General features: G+C 37.7%; 22 protein-coding genes and 1 pseudogene. 5 read left to right on the plus strand and 18 right to left on the minus strand.

Translation table 11 applies throughout. The features are described 5' to 3' along the window. Positions 1-13: 13 nt before the first annotated feature. The 17 genes and pseudogenes from STRINF_RS02895 to argF all read right to left on the minus strand — a co-directional run bounded on the left by STRINF_RS02895 (position 14) and on the right by argF (position 14,929). On the minus strand, positions 14-484 hold the full coding sequence (locus STRINF_RS02895; protein ID WP_006531524.1) for an arginine repressor: 471 nt from the start codon (positions 482-484) through the stop codon (positions 14-16). Then, positions 471-1,295: a TlyA family RNA methyltransferase gene (locus STRINF_RS02900; RefSeq protein ID WP_006531525.1), complete on the minus strand. Its 825-nt coding sequence runs from the start codon at positions 1,293-1,295 to the stop codon at positions 471-473. Before STRINF_RS02900 ends, STRINF_RS02895 begins: the two co-directional genes overlap by 14 nt. Next, the gene (locus tag STRINF_RS02905; protein WP_006531526.1) at positions 1,288-2,157 is read right to left on the minus strand and encodes a polyprenyl synthetase family protein; all 870 of its coding nucleotides are present in this window, start codon (positions 2,155-2,157) and stop codon (positions 1,288-1,290) included. Before STRINF_RS02905 ends, STRINF_RS02900 begins: the two co-directional genes overlap by 8 nt. Further along, positions 2,157-2,372, minus strand: coding sequence for an exodeoxyribonuclease VII small subunit (locus tag STRINF_RS02910; RefSeq protein WP_006531527.1), 216 nt, complete (start codon positions 2,370-2,372; stop codon positions 2,157-2,159). Before STRINF_RS02910 ends, STRINF_RS02905 begins: the two co-directional genes overlap by 1 nt. Further along, a complete protein-coding gene (gene xseA / locus STRINF_RS02915) occupies positions 2,362-3,690 on the minus strand; it encodes an exodeoxyribonuclease VII large subunit (protein ID WP_006531528.1) in 1,329 nt (442 codons plus the stop codon). The genes STRINF_RS02910 and xseA overlap by 11 nt, the downstream gene beginning before the upstream one ends. A 213-nt stretch (positions 3,691-3,903) precedes the next feature. Next, on the minus strand, positions 3,904-4,473 hold the full coding sequence (locus STRINF_RS02920; protein ID WP_006531529.1) for a L,D-transpeptidase: 570 nt from the start codon (positions 4,471-4,473) through the stop codon (positions 3,904-3,906). A gap of 61 nt (positions 4,474-4,534) precedes the next feature. Beyond that, positions 4,535-6,340, minus strand: coding sequence for a GBS Bsp-like repeat-containing protein (locus STRINF_RS02925; protein ID WP_006531530.1), 1,806 nt, complete (start codon positions 6,338-6,340; stop codon positions 4,535-4,537). 48 nt (positions 6,341-6,388) lie between these two features. Then, a pseudogene (locus tag STRINF_RS10445) lies at positions 6,389-6,559 on the minus strand (YSIRK-type signal peptide-containing protein); the annotation flags it as partial. A gap of 361 nt (positions 6,560-6,920) precedes the next feature. After that, on the minus strand, positions 6,921-7,754 hold the full coding sequence (locus tag STRINF_RS02930) for an NAD(P)H-hydrate dehydratase (protein WP_006531531.1): 834 nt from the start codon (positions 7,752-7,754) through the stop codon (positions 6,921-6,923). Continuing rightward, on the minus strand, positions 7,751-8,605 hold the full coding sequence (locus STRINF_RS02935; RefSeq protein ID WP_014334429.1) for a bifunctional methylenetetrahydrofolate dehydrogenase/methenyltetrahydrofolate cyclohydrolase: 855 nt from the start codon (positions 8,603-8,605) through the stop codon (positions 7,751-7,753). Before STRINF_RS02935 ends, STRINF_RS02930 begins: the two co-directional genes overlap by 4 nt. 138 nt (positions 8,606-8,743) lie before the next feature. Then, complete coding sequence (locus tag STRINF_RS09810) at positions 8,744-8,890, minus strand: FeoB-associated Cys-rich membrane protein (protein WP_043878309.1); 147 nt, start codon at positions 8,888-8,890, stop codon at positions 8,744-8,746. A 5-nt stretch (positions 8,891-8,895) separates the two neighbouring features. Further along, positions 8,896-11,034 (minus strand): ferrous iron transport protein B, encoded by a 2,139-nt coding sequence (gene feoB / locus STRINF_RS02945; RefSeq protein ID WP_006531534.1) that lies wholly within the window; start codon positions 11,032-11,034, stop codon positions 8,896-8,898. After that, entirely contained in the window at positions 11,031-11,507 is a 477-nt protein-coding gene (locus tag STRINF_RS02950; RefSeq protein ID WP_014334426.1) for a FeoA family protein, read from the minus strand. The genes feoB and STRINF_RS02950 overlap by 4 nt, the downstream gene beginning before the upstream one ends. Before the next feature lie 363 nt (positions 11,508-11,870). Next, positions 11,871-12,605 (minus strand): amino acid ABC transporter ATP-binding protein, encoded by a 735-nt coding sequence (locus STRINF_RS02955; RefSeq protein ID WP_006531536.1) that lies wholly within the window; start codon positions 12,603-12,605, stop codon positions 11,871-11,873. Beyond that, on the minus strand, positions 12,605-13,291 hold the full coding sequence (locus STRINF_RS02960) for an amino acid ABC transporter permease (RefSeq protein WP_006531537.1): 687 nt from the start codon (positions 13,289-13,291) through the stop codon (positions 12,605-12,607). Before STRINF_RS02960 ends, STRINF_RS02955 begins: the two co-directional genes overlap by 1 nt. Positions 13,292-13,601: 310 nt before the next feature. Beyond that, the gene (locus STRINF_RS02965; protein WP_006531538.1) at positions 13,602-13,832 is read right to left on the minus strand and encodes a DUF1797 family protein; all 231 of its coding nucleotides are present in this window, start codon (positions 13,830-13,832) and stop codon (positions 13,602-13,604) included. A gap of 116 nt (positions 13,833-13,948) precedes the next feature. Continuing rightward, on the minus strand, positions 13,949-14,929 hold the full coding sequence (gene argF / locus STRINF_RS02970) for an ornithine carbamoyltransferase (protein WP_043878310.1): 981 nt from the start codon (positions 14,927-14,929) through the stop codon (positions 13,949-13,951). Positions 14,930-15,103: 174 nt separating this feature from the next. On the opposite strand from argF, the gene STRINF_RS02975 reads away from it, so the two are divergent. The 5 genes from STRINF_RS02975 (at position 15,104) to STRINF_RS02995 (ending at position 19,307) form a co-directional block, all read left to right on the plus strand. Further along, on the plus strand, positions 15,104-15,301 hold the full coding sequence (locus STRINF_RS02975; RefSeq protein WP_006531540.1) for a helix-turn-helix transcriptional regulator: 198 nt from the start codon (positions 15,104-15,106) through the stop codon (positions 15,299-15,301). 148 nt (positions 15,302-15,449) lie between these two features. Next, positions 15,450-15,863, plus strand: coding sequence for a hypothetical protein (locus STRINF_RS02980; RefSeq protein ID WP_006531542.1), 414 nt, complete (start codon positions 15,450-15,452; stop codon positions 15,861-15,863). Between the two features lie 140 nt (positions 15,864-16,003). After that, positions 16,004-18,289 carry an ATP-dependent Clp protease ATP-binding subunit gene (locus STRINF_RS02985; protein WP_006531543.1) on the plus strand — a complete coding sequence of 762 codons (2,286 nt, stop codon included), beginning with the start codon at positions 16,004-16,006 and terminating at the stop codon, positions 18,287-18,289. Positions 18,290-18,486: 197 nt separating this feature from the next. Continuing rightward, positions 18,487-18,933 carry an NUDIX hydrolase gene (locus STRINF_RS02990; protein WP_006531544.1) on the plus strand — a complete coding sequence of 149 codons (447 nt, stop codon included), beginning with the start codon at positions 18,487-18,489 and terminating at the stop codon, positions 18,931-18,933. A gap of 71 nt (positions 18,934-19,004) precedes the next feature. Next, the gene (locus STRINF_RS02995) at positions 19,005-19,307 is read left to right on the plus strand and encodes a DUF1827 family protein (RefSeq protein ID WP_006531545.1); all 303 of its coding nucleotides are present in this window, start codon (positions 19,005-19,007) and stop codon (positions 19,305-19,307) included. Between the two features lie 87 nt (positions 19,308-19,394). On the opposite strand, the gene ileS is transcribed toward STRINF_RS02995, so the two are convergent. Next, positions 19,395-22,193 (minus strand): isoleucine--tRNA ligase, encoded by a 2,799-nt coding sequence (gene ileS / locus STRINF_RS03000; RefSeq protein WP_006531546.1) that lies wholly within the window; start codon positions 22,191-22,193, stop codon positions 19,395-19,397. Between the last annotated feature and the right edge of the window lie 62 nt (positions 22,194-22,255).

Genomic DNA, 22,255 nt, shown 5'->3' on the forward strand with positions numbered 1-22,255 from the left:
AGAACGACCTTTCTTATTTGTGGTCAGTCATCCATTTACGAACTTCTTGGCGAATGGCTGCAGCATCTTCTGCTGTTTTTGCGACCACTAACAAACTATCATCATCAGCAATAACACTAAAAAGACTATCCTTGAAATCTTCCAACAAGAAACGTTTGATTAAGCGGCTGTTTCCTGGAATGACATCAAGATTAATCATGTTTTCAAGACCTTCAGTTTCTTCTGAAACAGCAAGGATAGTGCTTTTAATTGGAACAGATACTTGTCCAACTTTTTTAGTTTTATCTTTTGAAAGACCGTAAATGTATGGCCCATCAACTGACGGCACTTTGATGATACCAATCTCATTCATGTCGCGAGAAATGGTAGCCTGTGTTAAAGTAAGTCCTTCAGCCTCAAGTAATTTAAGTAAATCATGCTGCGTTTCAACAGCATTTTCAGCAACAATCTTTTTAATTAATTCTAAACGTTCACTCTTTTTCATCTTTAAATTCCTTATGCGCTTTTTCAACAACTTCTGGAATCATAGCAACTACTAAATTTTTCGCGTCATCTGATTTTTGCAAATGTGCCAAAAATTCAATATTACCATGTCCACCTTGGATAGGTGAGAAATCAATCCCTTTAACTGTAAATCCGAAATTGACAGCAAAACTTGTCACAGTTTCCAAAACTTTTTGGTGCACAGCGTTATCACGAATGATTCCATTTTTTCCAATTTGGTCACGTCCAGCTTCAAATTGCGGTTTAATAAGAGCTACCACTTGACCATCATCAGCCAAAATATTATGAAGTGCTGGCAAAATCAAATTCAGCGAAATAAAGCTGACATCGATACTAGCAAAAGTTGGTTGCCCTTTGGTAAAATCAGCTAATTCAGCATAGCGGAAATTATATTGTTCCATACTACGCACACGTTCGTCTTGACGTAGTTTCCAAACCAATTGATTGGTTCCCACATCAACAGCATAAACCAATTTTGCACCATTTTGTAGCATCACGTCTGTGAAACCACCTGTTGAAGCACCAATATCAATCGTTGTTTGACCATTAACAGAAATCTCAAAAACTTGCAAAGCTTTTTCAAGTTTTAGTCCACCTCGGCTGACGTATTTTAATTTTTCACCCTTTAGTTTTAATTCTGTTGCATCATCAATTTTTTCACCTGGTTTGTCGTAGCGCTCGCCGTTAATAACATTGACCACTAGACCAGCCATTACTCCACGTTTTGCCTGCTCACGTGTCTCAAAAAGCCCTTGTTTATAGGCTAGTACATCAACTCTTTCCTTAGGCATTTAGTCGTAACCTTTCTATCATTTCTGTGATTTTTTCTGCATGTAAGCCATGAGTGACTGAGAGGTTTTTGAAAATCGCTAGCGCTTGGTCAAGCGACTGATTTAAAATCTCATAAGACTTATCTAAACCAAGTAAGCTTGGGTAAGTCGCTTTGTCAGCTAGTAAATCTTTTTTCGGTGTTTTTCCAATTTCTTCAAAACTTGCTGTCACATCTAAAATATCATCGCGAACTTGGAAAGCAAGCCCAATCAAGCTACCAGTTTTACGCAAATTAGCAAGTTCTTCATCTTCAACACCAGCAACAATTCCTGCTGCCACAACAGGGAAAGTCAACAATTTTCCTGTTTTATTAGAATGAATCAATTGTAATTCTGAAAGGCTGAGCTTACGCTCTTCACCTTTCATATCAAGCATTTGACCACCGACCATACCATAAGTTCCTGAAGCATGTGATAATTCTGCAATCAAACGAATTTTGATGTCAGCTGTTAGCGCAGCATTTGCCAACAAATCAAATGGGTCTAAAAAGAGACTATCTCCAGCCAAAATCGCTGTTGCTTCATCAAATTTTTTGTGGTTTGTTAAGCGTCCGCGACGGTAATCATCATCATCCATGGCAGGTAAATCATCGTGAATCAAACTACCTGTGTGAATCATTTCAAGAGCGGCAGCCACATCATAATGAGCATCTGTCAAAGAAATTCCAAAACCTTCTAGCAATTCTAGAAAAATCAATGGACGGATACGTTTGCCCCCAGCATCAACAGAATACAAGATTGACTCAATCAAATCTGGTGATACTAAATCTTTTTGTTCGTAATATTGATGAATGGCTTGACCAATTTTACTTACTTTATCCATTAGGCATCCATTTCTGTTTCAGTTCCGTCAGCTTGCATCACTTTAACAAGTGTTTTTTCAGCTGAATCTAGTGTTTTTTGCAATTCTTTTGAGAGAAGCATTCCTTTTTGGAATTCAGCAATGGCATCTTCAAGAGCCACATCGCCGTTTTCAAGTTTTGTTACAATCGCTTCTAAATCTTGTAAATTTTCTTCAAATGTTTTTTTACTTGGCATCTTTTACCTCCACTTCGAGTTGACCGTCTTTTAATTGAACCGTCAATTTGTCTCCTAGATTGACATCGGTCACACTTGAGATGACTTTATCATCTTTTTGCACCATCGCATAGCCCCTAGCAATAATACGGCTAGTATCAAGGGACAATAAGGCATCTTGTGCCTTTTCAAATCGAGCTAACTTACTATCGTATTGACTAGTCATATTTGATAACAATAAACGTCTTAAACTTTGCAAATTGTCTTTGTAATGCTTAATCTGACTATCAAAATCCAAAGCAAGTAAACGCTGGTGTAATAACTCTTGACGTTGTTTAGCTTGGCTAAATTGATTTTGCATGGTATTTATCAAGGACATGACCAAGCGATCCAGTTTTTGAACATAACCATCATATAAACGCTCTGGCTGTCTAAAAATCACTGAATTAGCTAATTTATCAAGACGTTCTTGACTTTGCTTAATGCGACGTAGAGCAGCTTGATAGATACGATTATCACGTTCAGCAATCCAAGAAATAATATCAGCCTTAGTCACAGGTGTCGCAAGTTCAGCAGCCGCTGTCGGAGTCGCTGCACGACGGTCGGCAACATAATCTGCCAATGTCGTGTCCGTCTCGTGTCCCACACTCGAAATGACTGGCAAACGAGATTCAAAAATCGCTTGAACAACAATTTCTTCGTTAAAAGCCCATAAGTCCTCGATAGAACCTCCACCACGACCAATAATCAAAAGATCTAAGTCATCACGTTCGTTTGCTTTGGCGATATTAGCAGCCACTTCCTGACTAGCACCTTCTCCTTGAACCTTTGTCGGGAAAAGTAAAATCTCAACCCCAGGAAAACGACGAGAGACAGTCGTGATAATATCTCGAATAACCGCTCCACTTGGACTGGTTACCACACCGATTTTCTTCACAAATCGAGGCAGTTGACGCTTATGACGCTCATCAAAGTAGCCAGCTTCTGCTAATTTCTTCTTCAACTGTTCAAATTGCAGCGCTAAAGCACCAATACCGTCTGGTTCTGCCTTTTCAATAATAATAGAATATGACCCACTCGGTTCATAAAGTTGGACACGTCCCACAACATTGATTTTCATACCTTCTTCAAGCTCAAAACCAAGTTTTTTAAAAGTCCCTGCCCACATCGTCGCTTGAATCACTGCATTTTCATCTTTCAAAGAAAAGTATTGATGCGTTGGACGACGTCGAAAATTGGAAACCTGACCTGTCAAATAAACCCGCTCCAAATAAGGATCACGATCAAACTTTAATTTAAGATATTTAGTTAAGGTCGAAACACTTAAATAATCTGACATGACAGGCTCCTTTCCATAGTATTTTTGACTTCATACAAATTTTGCATATCATTTACTATTATAACAGAAAAAAACTGTCCAGTGGACAGTTTTTTCTCGAGCCTAGAAATTCAAAAGCGAGTTATGTCCAGTGGACAGTTTTTTCTCGAGCCTAGAAATTCAAAAGCGGCTCTATTGAAAATCGAAAATTTTTTCTAATTCTAGGACCTCTAACTAATGCACACTAACGATAACTCCTTCTGGCATATTCTCAAAAAGCCACTTGGCATCTTCTTTTGATAACCTTACATTCCCATCAGTACATGCCTTTCCGAGTTTTTTCGTCTCTCCTTTCAAGACCTTTCCTTTCCAATCAGTCGGAAGACTTTGAAACTGACACGCTCCATGGTCTTTAAAGGATACCCAGTAACAAACACCTCGGTTCAAACTATCATCATAAGAAAAGTCACCACGTTCTGCCTCAATAGCAAATTTCCCCGTTGGTGTTGGCGTATCTTTAGCGCCAGTCGATACTTTGGTTTTAAAAATGACATCATTTTTAGAATAAACAATCATTTTCTGCTGTGAAATTGACACTAAAATACTTAAATGATCATACTTTGACAAGTCAGGATAAATTTTCTTCTGAGTTTTCTTCATGCTTTTTTCAAAAGCATACTCATCAAGTTTAACCTCAGATTCTTGATGAGTAACCATCAGTTGTCGACACAGACCATAACCAACCACTAGGTTAGTAAAAGTCAAAAGTAAGATAAGAACCTTTTTTGAAAACTTCTTTCCCATTTTCCCTTTTCCTAAACTCTACCTCTACCAGTTTAAGCACTGGTAGAAGCCCCTTCTCCTTTTAATCTATTAAAACGTAACGTCTTAAACTACCATAGCTAAGATAAGAAATCCATTGATGACCATCCGCATACAAAGCCTTGTCATAGCGGACTTGGTAACCTGCATCAAGCGTGAATTCTGTTGGTGCTGATAAACGCGGTTGACTCTTGACCTCTTTTAAACTTGTAAAAGTATAAGTCCCACTTTGTGGCATTGCTGGTGTCTTAGGTGCTTCAAGGGTTGTTTTAACACCACCGACCCCCTTCAGAGAACCATCTGCTTGCTCATAATAAAGGTGGATATTGTACTCACCATAATTATTTTTATGGTCACTAACATTAACCCTTGTCTTATAACTACCATCAGCTTGTTTAGTTGCAGTGTACCAAATAATGTCATCTTGTCCTCCCTGCGTTGACCAGACAGGTACCTTAACTGCTTTCAGTGAACCAGGATGAGACACATTAGTTACCAAAATATCAAAACCTGCTGCAGACTGATTGCTAATGTGTAAATCGTCCGACAATCTTGCTTCAGGAATCGTCACTTGAGTTCCCGCAATACCTTGCAGCTGACCATTTGATTCTACATAATAAAGGTGAATATTATAGGCTCCTCGTTCATTACGATGGTCTGAAAGTTTGACAGTTACCTTATAAGTCCCATCATTTTGTTTGGCACCATCGTACCAAATGATATCGTCTTGGTTATTCTTAACGGCCCAGATAGGAACCTTGACGGCTGATACATCGTTGGCATCTGAAATATTCGAAATAACCACATCAAAATCACCGTTAGCATGATTATTAACCGAAATATCTCCTGTTGGTTTTTGATTTGTCAAAGTTGCAATTGGAATATAGCGACGAACACCACCATAGCTGACGTAAGAAATCCATTGATGATTATCAGCCTCTAAAACTTGGTCGTAATAATCTAATTTATAACCCTTTTCAAAGGTAAATTCTGTCGGTGCTAACATACGGGCTTCATTTTTTACTTCTATTGTATTTTGAAATACGTAAGAACCTTGAGCTGGAATCGTCTTGGCACCAGCTGTTTTTTCTGGTAAAGTTACTTGCTTAGCCGCTACCCCTTGAAGATGTCCATCGCTTTCTTGATAATACAAGTGAACATTGTAGGTTCCTGTTTCACCTTTATGATCCACTATATTCACACGGACTTTGTAATCACCATTACCTTGTCTAGTGGCGTCGTACCAAATAATATCATCTTGATCGTCCTTAACAGTCCAAACAGGAACTTTAACACTTGTAATCTCCTTAGGATCTGAGATATTTGTTACTAGGACGTCAAAGCCTTGGCTTGTCACATTTTGAAAATTAAGTGAGCCAGATAATTTTTGAACCACTTCAGCTGTTAATTTAGAAATAGCAGCATAACGGCGTTGACCTAAATAAGAATTATAAGAAATCCATTGATAACCGTCTCGTGTTAAGACTTGGTCATAAAAGACACGGTCACCAGCGTCAGCATAAAAAGCAACTGGAGCTGAGGCACTCGGTTCATTTTTTACTTCTGTCTTTTGAGAATAAGTGTAATAACCTTGGCTTGCCAAATTACTTTGAGCAGTAACAGACACTTTTGATTCTCTAACAAATGACTCTTGATTGGCTTTTGCTTCACCTACTAAATCAGCCGCATCAACAGTGACAGTTTCAGGAAAGTCCGCTGACTGATTAATTTCTTCGCTAACAACTGTCTCTTGTTCTGGCTGATTTTCTTCTGTAGATACTTGATCATCCTTTAAAGCTAGGTCTTGTTCAGCATTCACATTTTCTTCTTTGTCACCGATATCAGGCACTTCACTAGGCTGATTGATTTTAGAAACAAGTTCTCCCTCACTTGTTTCCTACTTAGTGTTTCCGTTAGTTACTACCTGATTATCACCTGATTGAGTGACTTGTTCTTGTAACATGGCATCTGCTGACACCATATCCTCAGCTACTACAACCTCTCCTCCCATAAACAGCACACTTGCAATCAAAACGGATGCAACTCCAATGCTATATTTACGAATTGAAAAGCGTTATGCTCTTTGATTAAAGTTACCTTTTTTCATAATATCTTTCCCCTTTGATAAAATAAACATTTCCCAAAAACTTGCTTATAACCAGTTTTTTGTTACAAAAAGATTACACTGTTTTTTCTAAAAAAATCTTTTGGATAATTTTAGAAAAAAGCTAATACAGCGTGATAAATAACCTTTTTAATAACTATTGTCATCTTAGAATCGGCCAATTCTGCCAATATTATAGAGTAGTTTTTTACATAAGTCAATACAAAGTTGTAATATTTGTAACATTTTTGAAATATTTTGTTTTGTAAGTATTTTCGAGAGCAAAAAAGTACACTTTTTATTATAAAAAATGTACTTTGCTATTTTATTCTGATAATTTTTTCATTGCTTTTGGAAGAGCTGCGCTGATTGTCGTTGGCAAAACAACATAAGCTTCCTGACCAAGTTGATCAGCGATTGCTGAGTGCAAATACGTTGCTACTGCAACACTCTCAAAGAGATTATCCTTAAACTGAGCCACAAAACCAGCAATCATTCCACAAAGGGTATCACCCATGCCACCAGTTGCCTGATAAGGACCACCAACGGTTAATTCTCCAACTTGCCTACCTTGTAAGATTTTGGTGTGATGACTTTTAGCCACTAAAATCGTCTCTTTTGGAAAATTAGCTAGAGCTTTTTGGGTCATTTCAAGACTTTGGTCAGCAATCACCAATCCAGACAAACGTTCCCATTCTTTTTGGTGCGGTGTTAAAATAATGTGACCTGCCTGACAAAAAACTGGCATGGCTTTGGCAAGAAGATTTAAAGCAGAGCCATCAACAAGCAAAATCTGATTTTCAGAAACTTTAGAAAGCACTTCTTCAAACACACGTTTAGCTTTGCTATTTTCTCCTAAACCAGGACCAATCAAAACCACATCTGCCTTAGTAAGATTTTCTGCTAAAAATTCTTCGTCCTCACAATCAAAAGCCATAGCTTCTGGTAACTGAGTGTGAAGTGCTACAATGTTCTCACGTTCAGTTGCTACTGTCACTAGCCCAGCACCGCTTTTAACAGCAGCTAAAGCACTCATGATAATAGCCCCGCCATAAGGATAAAAGCCACCAATCAAGAGTACGCGCCCATAAGTCCCTTTATGGGAATCCGCTTGACGTTTGACAATAACCTTGCGTGCTAAGCGTTCGTCAATGATCATGCTTTCACACTTCTAAGAGCTGATTGATAAGTTTGCTCCATCAGCATGGTAATTGTCATTGGACCAACGCCTCCAGGAACTGGTGTGATGAGACTAGCTACTGGTTCAACTTCATCAAACTTAACATCCCCGATTAATTTGCCATTTTCATCACGGTTCATACCAACATCAATGACTACAGCGCCTTCTTTGACGAATTCCTTAGTCACAAAATGTCCTTGACCGATTGCCACAATCAAGACATCAGCTTGTTTTGTTACACGCGCCAAGTCACGAGTACGTGAGTGCGCTAGTGTCACTGTTGCATTTTTATCAAGCAAGAGCTGTGCCATTGGTTTTCCGACAATATTTGAACGACCGATAATAACTGCCGTTTTTCCTTCTAAATCAACTTCGTAAGCACGCAATAATTCCATGATTCCAGCTGGCGTACATGGCACCATGACAGGACGTCCATTCCAAAGGTGTCCTGTATTGATAGGGTGAAAACCATCTACATCTTTTTTAGGATCAATTGCCAAAATCACACGTTTGTCGGTAATGTGGGCAGGAAGTGGTAACTGTACCAAAATCCCGTGGAAGCGATCATCGTTATTATATTGCTCAATGACTTGAATCAATTCTTCCTCACTAGTTGATTCTGATAAACGAACCGTTTCACTCAAGAATCCAGCTTTCTTAGCAGAGCGTTCTTTATTACGCACATAAACCTGACTAGCGGGATCATCACCAACCAAAATCACCACCAAACCAGGTACAATACCAGCTTCAGCTTTTAATTTTTCAACCTTCTCAACTAATTCATTTTGCATTTTAGCAGCTAAAGCTTTACCATCTATAAGTTTCGCCATGAAATTCTCCTGAAAATATATTTCTTTTATTATACCAGAAAGCGACTTCATAATAAAATATTTTTTGATAAATTATCAGAATATTCTATAAAAATACAACAAAAAAATACCTGCCCAAATGAGCAAGTATCTCTTTTCTTATTTTACTTTTACATTTTTATGCTGGCTATCTTTTATGGGACACGAACAATTGCAATCACCACAAGAGCCTTTACCCTTGATGAAACTTCGTAAGCCCATAAAAACAGCAAATGCAATTAGCAATGCAATAATAATAGTCGCCATAAACATTATTCTCCAACTTTTTCTAGATTATCTAATGTAATCACTTCTTCTTTTTCTTGAGCTGGTTTTCTCACGATAAAGTAGATAATCACAATTAATAGAACAACAGCTACAATTGTCCAGAAGTTAATACCTTTACCGTAGAAAGCAACAAGTCCAAGTTGATAAATAATCAGACTAACAACGTAAGCGAGACCTGTTTGGAAACCAATAGCTCCAAGTGTCCACTTAGCATCACCCATTTCACGTTTGATAGCTCCCATTGCGGCAAAACATGGTGCACAAAGAAGGTTGAAAATCAAGAACGAGTAAGCTGCAAGAGCTGAGTAATCCAATTGCAATGCATGGTACAAACTATGAGTTGTACTATCGTTATACAAAATACCAAAAGTACCGACAACAGCTTCTTTAGCAGCAAGACCTGTTGCTGCAGCAACTGTAGCCTTCCAGTTACCAAATCCAAGTGGTTCAAAGAGCCAAGAAATCAATTTACCAAGTGAAGCCAAGATAGAATGATCAGTATCAACCGCTTGGAAAGTGAAATTATATGTAGACATGAACCAAATAATAACTGTCAAACTAAAGATAACTGTACCTGCGCGTTTAACAAAGCTGAGAGCTTTTCCAAAAGCATAACGAAGAACACTCATCATTTTTGGCATGTGATAAGCTGGTAATTCCATGATAAATGGACTCACATAACTACCAAGTAATTTCGTTTTCTTAAGCGCAATCCCTGAAAGGATAATTGTAATAACACCAATAAAGTAAGCAGATGGTGCAACGATTGGATTATCAGGGAAGAAAGCACCTGCAATCAAAGCGATAATCGCTAATTTAGCAGAACATGGCATGAATGTTGCTGTCATAATAGTGATGCGGCGGTCACGTTCATTTTCAATGGTACGACTTGCCATAACAGCTGGTACACCACAACCTGTTGCAATCAACATTGGAATAAATGATTTACCTGACAAACCAAAACGTCTGATGACACGGTCCATAACAAATGCAATACGACTCATGTATCCAATATCTTCCAAAATGCCTAGACAGATAAAGAGAACAAAGATTTGAGGCAAGAAACCAAGAACTGTTCCGACACCAGCTACAATACCATCGATGATAAGTGATTCAAGCCATCCTGAAACATAAAGAGCATCAAGACCAGATTGAACCCACCCAGGAACTAACTCTCCAAAGAGAGCGTCGTTAACCCAGTCAGTTCCCATTGTACCAACAGTTTGAATTGATAGGTAGTAAACCAAGAACATTACAACAGCAAAAATTGGTAAGGCCAAGATACGATTGGTAACAATTCGGTCAATTTTATCTGAGACTGTCATTTTGAAATTGCTATCTTGGTTTTGAGCCATTTTAGCCACACGTTCGATAAATTCGTAACGTTCATTGATAACGATTGATTCAGAATCCTCTGTAAAGATTTCTTCTGTAATCTTAATCACTTGGTTAATTTCACCTTTTTGGAAATCAGACAAAGTAATTTCTTCTTGTACCAAAGTGTCACGTTCAAATAATTTAATGGCATAAAAACGTGCTGAGCGTTCTGGAACGACATCTCCAAGAATATCAATAATTTGTTTGATAGCAGCTTCAAACTGATCGCTGTACGTTGGGTATTGAATAAGATCAGTACTAGCTTTTGTCGTATTAGCTGCTTTTTTGATAGCTTTATCAACACCAGTATTTTTAATCGCACTTGTTGAAATAACTGGCACACCCAATTGATAAGAAAGTTTATCAATGTTAATTGTTTTTCCTTGAGCTTTCAAAGCATCACTCATATTAAGAGCAACAGTTACTGGAATTCCTGTTTCAATCAATTGAGTAGTCAAGTAAAGATTACGTTCCAAGTTTGTCGCATCAACAACGTTAAGAATGCTGTCAGCATCATTACTCAATAAATAATCACGCGCAACTTTTTCTTCAGGCGTGTAAGGTGACATTGAATAAATCCCTGGTAAATCTTGGACTTTCCAGTCAGCGTGTTTTTTGACTGTTCCGCTTTTACGCTCAACAGTAACACCAGGCCAGTTACCAACACGTTGACTTGTTCCTGTCAATAAGTTAAATAGACTTGTTTTACCACTATTCGGATTACCGATTAAGGCTATCTCTGTCATTTTTCCTCCTCGCTATCTACTTTAACGACACTAATCATTTGTGCTTCAGACTTACGAAGTGTCAATTCGTAACCGCGTAAACTAATTTCAATAGGGTCTCCTAAAGGAGCAACTTTACGTAAGTAAACTTTTGTGTGGCGAGTCAATCCCATATCCATAAGACGACGTTTTGCTTCATTCATTGCATAAATACCGTCAACGTAAGCATACTCACCTACTTTTAATTCTGAAAGAGGAAGAGATAAAAGAGCACCTTCTTCTTCTGTGACATCAATTTGACTTAAAATCGATTGATCAAAAGCCAAACGGCTTGATTTAAGCATAACAATCGCACTAGTTGGCGTTTTAGAAATCACTTTAAGTGAGGCACCAACCTTTAGCCCTAAATCTGACAAGTGTCTAACACTCTCATCAGGTAAATTAATACTGACAATAGTGTAAGGAATACCAACTTTAGCATTCTGCAAAATCAAATTTCTTGACCTCCCCAAATTTTTTTGATAAAATATTTAACCTTCCGTCCGAATCATTATATCATAAAGATGAAAGAAAAAAACCATAAAAATTAATTTTTTCTTTATTTATGCACTAATTAGAATAATTCCAAATAAAACTAACCTTTATTTAGAATCGTTATAATATAGCTGTTTTCACGACTCTTTCATAGACTAAAGCACTCTTAAAATAACTAAAATATAAAAATTAAGTGTACTTAATGCATAAAAATCACTCATTTACAGTTAATGTTTTGCTCATTTTTAAGTACCTTTAACTTTCTTTTTTTATAACAAAAAACCTCAGCCGAGTTTGTAACTCAACTGGGGCTATTTTTTATCTTACAAAACTTTACTCAAGAAATCTTTTGTACGTGCTTCTTTAGTATTTTCAAAAACATCTTCTGGTGAACCTTGTTCAACAATCACGCCACCGTCCATGAAAATGACACGGTCAGCAACTTCACGCGCAAATCCCATTTCATGCGTTACAATTGCCATTGTCATACCAGATTTCGCCAAATCTTGCATAACACCAAGAACTTCACCAACCATTTCTGGGTCAAGCGCTGATGTTGGTTCATCAAAAAGAAGAACATCTGGGTCCATGGCAAGACCACGCGCAATAGCAATACGTTGTTGTTGACCACCTGATAGACTTGTTGGATAGGCATCAGCTTTATCACGAAGCCCAACTTTATCTAGCAAATCATAAGCTTTAGCTTGCGCTTCTTCTTTAGAAACACCTTTTGTCTTAATTGGTGACAAAGTGATATTATCAAGCACTGTCATATTTGGGAAGAGATTAAATTGTTGGAAAACCATTCCCATTTTTTCACGCATTTTGAAAATGTCATTTTTCTTATCAGTAATATCGACACCTTCAAAGGTAATCACACCCTTAGTAGGTGTTTCAAGCAAGTTCATTGTACGAAGGAAAGTTGATTTCCCAGATCCTGAAGGGCCAATGATAACAACAACTTCGCCTGCTTTAATATCAAGATCAATGCCTTTAAGCACTTCATTTTTTCCGAAGTATTTGTGAAGGCCTTTAATTGAAATAAGAGTCTCTGACATTAGTTGCTACCTCCATTTTCCATACGATTTTCAAGTTTTTTAAGTAAGAATGACAAGACTGTAGTCACCATGAGGTAATAGAATGCAGCAAACAACAATGGCGTAATTGGTAGATATGTAGCTGTTACGACTGATTGTGCACCGTTCCACAATTCCATAACACCGATTGTTTGAAGAAGTGAACTATCTTTGATAATCGTAATAAATTCATTACCAAGAGCTGGTAAAATATTTTTAAGGGCTTGTGGCAAAATAACATAACGCATTGCATTCACAGGGCGAATTCCTAATGAATAAGCCGCTTCAAGTTGCCCTTTTGGCACTGCTTCGATACCAGCACGAACAATTTCAGAAATATAAGCTCCGCTATTTAGCGAAATAATAATAATACCTGGAAGCAAACGTGAAAAGTCAAGGTCCAAAACGCCAAAACCTATGGTAGGTGCATTACTAAAATGCATCCAAGCAAAGGCAATCATGATTTGCACGACCATCGGAGTTCCACGAAAGACCCAAACATAAAAACTAGCAATCCAATTTAAAATTTTAATATTTGTACGTTTAACTAAAGCAACCAAGATACCAATGATTGTCCCAAAAAAGACAACACAAGCTGAAATCATGATGGTTACAAGGACACCGTAGTTAAAATAAGCCCAATACTTTGGTAAAAATGAAAAATCCATTTGTGTCTCCTATAAGCAATAATCAATTAATTATAACATATATTGAATAAAAATACCAATCAACACTAAAGGATGGTTTGGCTTAAAAAGCTTGATATATAGGGATTTTAGACACTTCTAGTCAAAACGATTAAAAAGAATTTTTACCTAAGTATCAAGCATTTATAAAAAACAAAAAAGTCTAGAAACTCCTAGACTTTTATCAATTCAAAATAGCAATATAAGAAAGTACAGAAACCACACTTAAAAATAGGATGGAAAGGACTAAAAATCCTTTGCCCTTATACTGTGTCTGAATTTTTTCTTTATCTTAGTAAAGAAGATCGTAAATTTCCATTGCGATCAAATCAATGCTGTCAAATGAGTAAGACTCACGTGCTTCAACATCACGCAAAGTGAAAACTGGACCATTTTCAGGGTCATTGCTAAAAGACACTTCTGCCACAATGACACCATCACGTTCAAAATTACGTTTAAGATTGCTACCATCAGTCGTCATTAATTCAAGACGATTGATAATTCTCACCAAATGTGATTCCATGACTATTCTCCTCTTCGTTTATTGTCCATACTATTTTAACATAATTTCTCCTAAACAAACAACAAGAGAGTGCATTTTCTCACATTTATCACAATTTCTCGTCAAAAAAGAACGTTTTAAATCTCTTTTAGGGAATTATACATAATCGCTTTGATGGAATGCATGCGGTTCTCAGCTTCTTGGAAAATGACTGAGCTGTATTTTTGGAAGACTTCATCTGTAATTTCAAGTTCTGCTAAACCATATTTATCATAGATAGTTTGACCAATTTCTGTGTTTAAATCATGGAAAGCAGGCAAGCAATGCATGACAATCACATCTGGATTTCCTGTCTTTTCAACCAAATCAGCATTAATTTGATAAGGCAACAAAAGGTCGATACGTTCTTTAAAATCAACTTTTTCGCCCATTGACACCCAAACGTCTGTGTAAAGCATATCAACGCCACAAACGGCATCAAGCTCATCAGTAATAGTTAACTCAGCTCCGTTATTGTGTGCTTGTGCAATCTCGATGATTTCTTTTTCTGGCTGTAAGCTAGCTGGTGCAATGATTTTTACATTCACGCCAAGAATAGCTGAAGTAACTAACAAAGAATTTGCCATATTGTTGCGTCCATCGCCAACATAAGCGATTGTCAAACCTTCTAGTTTTCCAAAAACTTCTTTTAATGTCATAAAATCAGCAATCATTTGCGTTGGATGCCAAGTATCTGTCAAACCATTCCAGACAGGCACACCAGAGAATTCCGCTAAAGCTTCAACATCAGATTGCTTGAAGCCACGATATTCAATCCCGTCAAACATTGAACCTAGAACTTTTGCCGTATCAATTACGGATTCTTTTTTGCCAAGTTGAATTTCACTGCTTCCAAGATAAGTCACATTCATCCCTAAATCTTGTCCAGCTACTGTAAAAGCAGAACGTGTTCTGGTACTTGTCTTCTCGAAAATAAGAGTAATATTTAAGCCTTCTAAATATTTATGAGCAATTTTCTTCTTTTTCAACTCTTTAAATTTCAATCCCAAATCAATGAGATTAGTTAGCTCTTCCTTAGTAAAATCAATCTCTTTCAAAAACGAATTATTAAAAACCATAGGCCAACCCATCCTTTTCTTCTTGAATAATATACCTAATTTTAGCATAATTATACACCTTGTCAAGCCTATTTTGAATAAAAATAAATTTTAATTCAGAAAAACATGTCATTTATAATTGACATGTCACATATATTCTACTATACTTGGTACAAGAAAGATTAGGATGGAATAATGAACCGAGTTAAAGAATTTCGAACTAATTTAGGTATCTCTCAGCTGACCCTTGCTAAGCAAATAGGAATCGCAAGGCAAACTGTTAATTTAATTGAAAATAACAAGTACAATCCTTCACTTGACCTTTGCATCAAGTTAGCCGAGGCATTAGGAACTGATCTAAATACACTATTTTGGGAGACTCGCCATCTTTAAAAAGGAATTTGGAATTAGGAGATTTAGTCATGAAAAAAAGTAAAGGGCCGCTATGGCTACGATTCATCAAACGATTTTATGGTATTAATGGAGCATTGAACGAATACCGTGAACAAGAAGTAACCGTATTGGAAATAAATTATTTATCTTGCTCTTACTTTTTGAATTTATTTCAACAGCTCTTACCTTTCTCTTGAGCACTGTCTGGAAAGTATCTGCTGAAATTTTTCTCTACTGCAACGCTTTTGTCATTATTTTTGTCATGCCAATGGTTATGATGACAATGCTGACCAATAGAGACTTACAGGGACCTCTTGAAGTCCCTAGAGATAAGCTTGAGAAAGAGCGTCAAAAAGCTAAGAAAAAAGGCTGGCTTAATGGAGTTGTTTTTGCCATTTTTATGCTTGTTTTTAACATGTTTTTCAAATGGCAAGAAGGTGAAAATCCTTTTGAAATCTTGTTCAATCCTCTCTTCTTAAGTATCTTCATTTTTTCTGGTTTTATCTTTGGAGCTATTATGGGGTCTATGGCTGCTAGTCAAATTGATCCTGAAAAAAATTAGCACTCTTTTTATTAAGAGTGCTAATTTTTAATGCTTTTTACTTGATTTCCTAGTGGCTAGTGCTATAATGTAAGTATGAAATCTGACTATCTTTGACCTTTATTGTTTTAGTCAGACATTACGAAAGGAGGGTATTTTATATGCTCTGTCAAAATTGTTATTTAAATGAATCTACTATTCACCTGTATACAAATGTCAATGGTCAGCAAAAGCAAATTGATTTGTGTCAAAATTGCTATCAAATTATGAAAACTGACCCAAATAACGCTATTTTAGGAGGATTAGGAGGTAATCCTCAATCATCTTCTAACCAAACAAACCAATCATCGAATCCTTTCGACGATTTCTTTAGTCATCTCAGCGACTTCCCAGCATTTGAAAGCCAAGGATTCCAAAATACTCCTCTAACTCAATCTGGTGGAGGCAATAATAACGGACGCGGTGGCAATGGCAACAACAATTTCCGCCCAAACGGACCAGCACAGCAAGAACCTAAGGGCTTGCTAGAAGAATTTGGTATCAATGTTACTGATATCGCACGTCGTGGTGATATCGACCCTGTCATCGGACGTGATGCTGAAATTGTTCGTGTTATCGAAATTCTTAACCGCCGTACAAAAAACAATCCTGTTCTTATCGGAGAACCTGGTGTTGGTAAAACTGCCGTTGTTGAAGGATTAGCCCAAAAAATTGTAGACGGTAACGTTCCACAAAAACTCCAAAATAAACAAGTTATCCGCCTAGACGTGGTAAGCCTTGTTCAAGGAACTGGTATTCGTGGTCAATTTGAAGAACGTATGCAAAAACTCATGGAAGAAATCCGTGAACGTAAAGATGTTATCCTCTTCATCGATGAAATCCACGAAATTGTCGGCGCTGGTAATGCTGGTGACGGTAACATGGATGCTGGTAACATCTTGAAACCCGCTCTTGCTCGTGGCGAGCTACAATTAGTTGGTGCAACTACTTTGAACGAATATCGTATCATCGAAAAAGATGCTGCGCTTGAACGTCGTATGCAACCTGTAAAAGTTGACGAACCAAGCGTCGAAGAAACTATCACTATTCTTCGTGGTATTCAAAAGAAATACGAAGATTATCACCATGTCAAATACAGTGATGATGCTATCGAAGCTGCTGCTACCCTCTCAAATCGCTACATTCAAGACCGTTTCCTTCCAGATAAAGCTATCGACCTTCTCGACGAAGCTGGTTCTAAGATGAACTTGACACTCAACTTTGTTGATCCAAAAGAAATTGAAAAACGTTTGGTTCAAGCCGAAAACCTAAAAACTCAAGCTACTCGTGAAGAAGATTATGAACGCGCAGCATATTTCCGTGATCAAATCGCTAAATACAAGGAAATGCAAAAACAAACCATCAACGAAGATGATATTCCAGTGATTACTGAGAAAACTATCGAAGCAATCGTTGAAGAAAAAACAAACATCCCTGTTGGTGACTTAAAAGAAAAAGAACAATCACAATTAATTCACCTTGCTGATGACTTGAAAGAACACGTTATTGGGCAAGATGAAGCCGTTGATAAGATTGCCAAAGCTATCCGTCGTAACCGTGTTGGTCTTGGTACACCAAACCGTCCAATTGGTTCATTCCTCTTTGTCGGTCCTACTGGTGTTGGTAAAACTGAACTTTCAAAACAACTCGCTATTGAACTCTTCGGTTCAGCTGATAGCATGATTCGCTTTGACATGTCTGAATACATGGAAAAACACGCCGTCGCTAAACTCGTCGGAGCCCCTCCAGGATATGTTGGTTACGAAGAAGCTGGTCAGTTGACTGAAAAAGTTCGTCGAAATCCATACTCACTCATCTTGCTTGATGAAGTTGAAAAAGCACACCCTGATGTCATGCACATGTTCTTGCAAGTTCTTGACGATGGGCGTTTAACTGACGGTCAAGGACGCACTGTAAGCTTTAAAGATACAATTATCATCATGACATCTAACGCTGGTACTGGCAAATCTGAAGCTTCTGTTGGTTTCGGTGCTGCTCGTGAAGGACGTACAAATTCTGTTCTTGGTCAACTTGGAGACTTCTTCAGCCCTGAATTCATGAACCGTTTTGACGGCATTATCGAATTCAAAGCTCTAAGTAAAGATAATCTCCTTCATATCGTTAACCTCATGCTTGACGATGTTAACAACCGTTTGGCAACTAACGATATTCACCTTGAAGTAACAGATAGAGTTAAAGAAAAACTAGTTGACCTTGGATATGATCCTAAGATGGGGGCTCGTCCACTTCGTCGAACTATCCAAGATCACATTGAAGATGCTATTACAGACTTCTACCTTGAACACCCAACTGAAAAAGATTTGAAAGCTGTGATGACAAGCAATGGTAAAATCATCATCAAATCAGCTAAAAAAGTTGAAAAAGAAGAAACTGTTTCAGTAGAATAATAAAAGCAAAGTCTAGGAAGTTTTTAGCTTTCTAGGCTTTTTTAACAATCCAGAAATCAAAATATTCCGACAATTTTCTAGCAAAAAACAGCTTTTTTTAGTATAATAACAGCAATAGCCTCTCTTGCAAATCTATCTTAGAGATTGATAATTTTATCTCCACTCTTTCTGGCACAACATGTTTATAGGAGAATTTTATGTCTAACCCAACTTTTGGTGAAAAACTTGATAACGTTGATTACAAAACTCGCTACGGAGTGTATGCCATTATTCCAAATGCGACTAAAGACCAAATCATTTTAGTTCAAGCCCCTAACGGCTCTTGGTTCCTTCCAGGCGGAGAAATCGAAGCGGGCGAAGATCATTTTTCAGCTTTAAAACGCGAACTTATTGAAGAACTCGGATTTTCAGCTGAACTTGGTTATTATTACGGACAAGCTGACGAGTACTTCTACTCACGTCATCGTGATACTTATTTTTATAACCCTGCTTACCTCTATGAAGTCACACATTATGAAAAAATTGGGGCACCGCTTGAAGATTTTAATCACCTTGCTTGGTTCCCAGTCGATGAAGCTATTGTAAAATTAAAACGTGCCAGCCATAAATGGGGTGTTGATGCTTGGAAAACAAATCATCATTAAAATCTCATAATCTAAGTTTTTCACCTAAAATAGTGTTATAATAATTGTAGAAAGTTCATAGGAGGAAATTTATGAGGTTAATCAACACAACAAGTAGTCATTCCGAGCTAGTTCGTAACCAGCTTCGAAACACGGACGCTAAGCTCGTTGAGACTTACTCTGCAGGAAATACCGATGTTATTTTCACTAAAGCACCAAGTCATTACGAACTGTTGATTTCAAACAAGTATCGTGCTATCAAAGAAAGTGAAATCGAAGCCATCCGGGAATTCTTCCTCAAACGCAAAATTGACAAATCTACCGTTCAATTAGATCAGTTGAAAACCTTACATACAGCGAATCTAATTGAAATTTCCTTCCCAATAGTTCACTAATCAGGTTTTTAAAACCTGATTTTTTTAGTTTACATACAAAAAAACGAACTCAAGTGAGTTCGTTTTTAGTTATTATAGGTTATCGCATTATTTTGCTTTAACTTCAAAGCCTTCTGCTACTGCTTCTGGGAAGTTAGCTTCAACGATTTCAGCACAGTGGTCACAAATTGTGACACCGTAGGAACGTTCTTTAGCTGTTGGATCTACGCGACGGCAACGATCACAAACTTCACCTTCAGCATGCGCTACTGTAAAGGCAACACCATCAAAGGCAACTGCATCTGCTGGAGCAGCTTCGTCAGTAACAGTCAATTGTGATACGATCAACAATTGAGCAATGTCGCTATCAAGGGCAGCAAGAAGAGTTTTCACTTCTTCACCAGCATAAATTGTCAAGTGTGCTTCCAATGATTTACCAATAACTTTAGCGTTACGAGCTTCTTCCAAAGCTTTTTGAGCTTGGTTACGAAGTGTCATGAAGGCATCCCATTCTTCAAGAATATTTTCTTGACCTTCGAAGACTTCAGCATCTGGTAATTCAGACAATTGAACGAATTCTTCTGGTTCGAATTCAAGGTATGACCAGATTTCTTCAGCTGTGTGTGGAAGAATTGGAGTCAACAATTTAGTGATTTTAACCAAGATATCGTAGAAGACTGTTTGCATTTGACGGCGAGCAATATTGTCTGCTGCTTCGATGTAAACAACGTCTTTAGCGAAATCAAGGTAGAAGGCTGACAAATCAACTGTGATGAAGTTAACAACAGCTTTGTAGATAGCCATGAAGTCATAGTCTTCATAAGCTTTACGGATTGTTGCTACCAATTGGTTGAATTTAACAGTTATGTATTTATCAACTGAACGCAAGTCTTCGCAAGCGACGGCATCTTCGTTTGGATTGAAGTCTGTTGTGTTAGCAATCAAGAAACGAAGTGTGTTACGGATTTTACGGTAAGTTTCTGAAACTTGACCAAGGATTTCCATAGAAACACGTACGTCAGCGTCAGTATCTACTGAAGCAACCCACAAACGAAGGATTTCAGCACCGTATTGTTTTGCAACGTCGTTTGGTGAAATGATGTTACCTTTTGATTTAGACATTTTTTCACCTTTACCATCAAGAACGAAACCTTGTGAAAGCACAGCTTTGTAAGGTGCATGTCCGTTAACAGCAACTGAAGTGATCAATGATGAGTTGAACCAACCACGGTATTGGTCAGAACCTTCAAGATAAAGATCAGCTGGATATTCCAAACCTTCACGAGCATTCATAACACCATTCCATGAAGAACCTGAATCGAACCATACATCCATGATATCATTTTCTTTAGTAAATTCACCATTTGGTGAACCTGGGTGAGTGAATCCTTCAGGAAGAAGGTCTTTAGCATCACGTTCCCACCATACGATTGAACCGAATTCTTCGAACAAGTCAGCTACGTGATCAGTCACTTCTTTAGTCATGATAGCTGTACCATCCTCAGCATAGAAGATTGGAAGTGGAACACCCCATGCACGTTGACGTGAAATTACCCAGTCACCACGGTCACGAATCATGTTGTAAAGACGAGTGCGACCCCATTCTGGATAGAATGTTGTGCGGTCAATTTCATCAAGAATATCTTGTCGGAATTTAGAAACTGATGCAAACCATTGTGGTACTGCACGCCAGATGATAGGTTTTTTAGTACGCCAGTCAAATGGGTATGAGTGAGTGATAACTTCGCTAGCAAGCAAAAGATCACCAAGTTTTTCTTTAACAGTTGGAACAACTTTATCGTAGAATTGACCTTGGAATTCAGGGCCAGCATTTTCCATCATGATACCACGTTCGTCAACTGTAACAGCAACTTCAAGGTTGTATTTAACACCAACATTGTAGTCATCTTCACCAAAACCTGGGGCAGTGTGGACAACACCAGTACCAGAATCAAGTGTAACATGATCACCCAAGATAACAAGTTCGTCTACTTCTGTATCCCATGGGTGTTCAGTAACGATGTATTCAAGTTCAGTACCTTTGTGTTTTGCAAGAACTTCAAATGATTCCCAACCGAATTTTTCAACAAGGCTATCAAGAAGTGCTTCCGCAACAACAAATTTACGATCATCGTTAGCAGGTTTAACAACAACATAATCCATATCAGGACCAACAGTCAAACCACGTGAAGCAGTTACTGTAAATGGAGTCGTTGTCCAAACAACAATGTATGTATCTGTATCAAGAACACCTTTACCATCTTTAACTTTGTTAGCATAGTAAAGTGAAGTTGAATCAATATCATGATATTCAATTTCAGCTTCGGCAAGAGCTGATTCTGATGACCATGACCAGTAAACTGGTTTAGCACCACGGTAGATATAACCTTTATCAGCCATTGCACCAAAGACACGGATTTGTGCAGCTTCATATGCAGGGATAAGTGTTACATAAGGATTTTCCCAATCTGCAGACACACCAAGACGTTTGAAGTCTTCACGTTGTTTGTCTACTTGGCTAAGAGCGTATTCACGACACATTTCAAGGTATTCAGTCAAAGGAATTTCTTTGCGTTTTACACCTTTTTTAGCCAATACTTGTTCAATTGGAAGTCCATGTGTATCCCAACCAGGAACATAAGGAGCACAGAAACCAGACATTGACTTTGAACGCACAATAATGTCTTTAGAAATTTTGTTCATGGCGTGACCAACGTGGATATTACCATTGGCATATGGAGGTCCATCGTGGAGGTTGAATGAAGGTTTGCCTTCGTTTAATTGTTGACGTTTAGCATAGATGTCTGCTTCTTCCCATTCTTTTTGCCATTTAGGCTCTTTGTTTGGGAGTCCAGCACGCATTGGAAAAGCAGTTTTTCCAAGATTAAGCGTTTCTTTTAATTTCATGACTACTCCTTATAATAAATAATATTCAACTGTCCATGATTAACTCATTGACAGAAAAATGA

This window comes from Streptococcus infantarius subsp. infantarius ATCC BAA-102, from assembly GCF_000154985.1.
GTDB classification, from domain to species: domain Bacteria; phylum Bacillota; class Bacilli; order Lactobacillales; family Streptococcaceae; genus Streptococcus; species Streptococcus infantarius.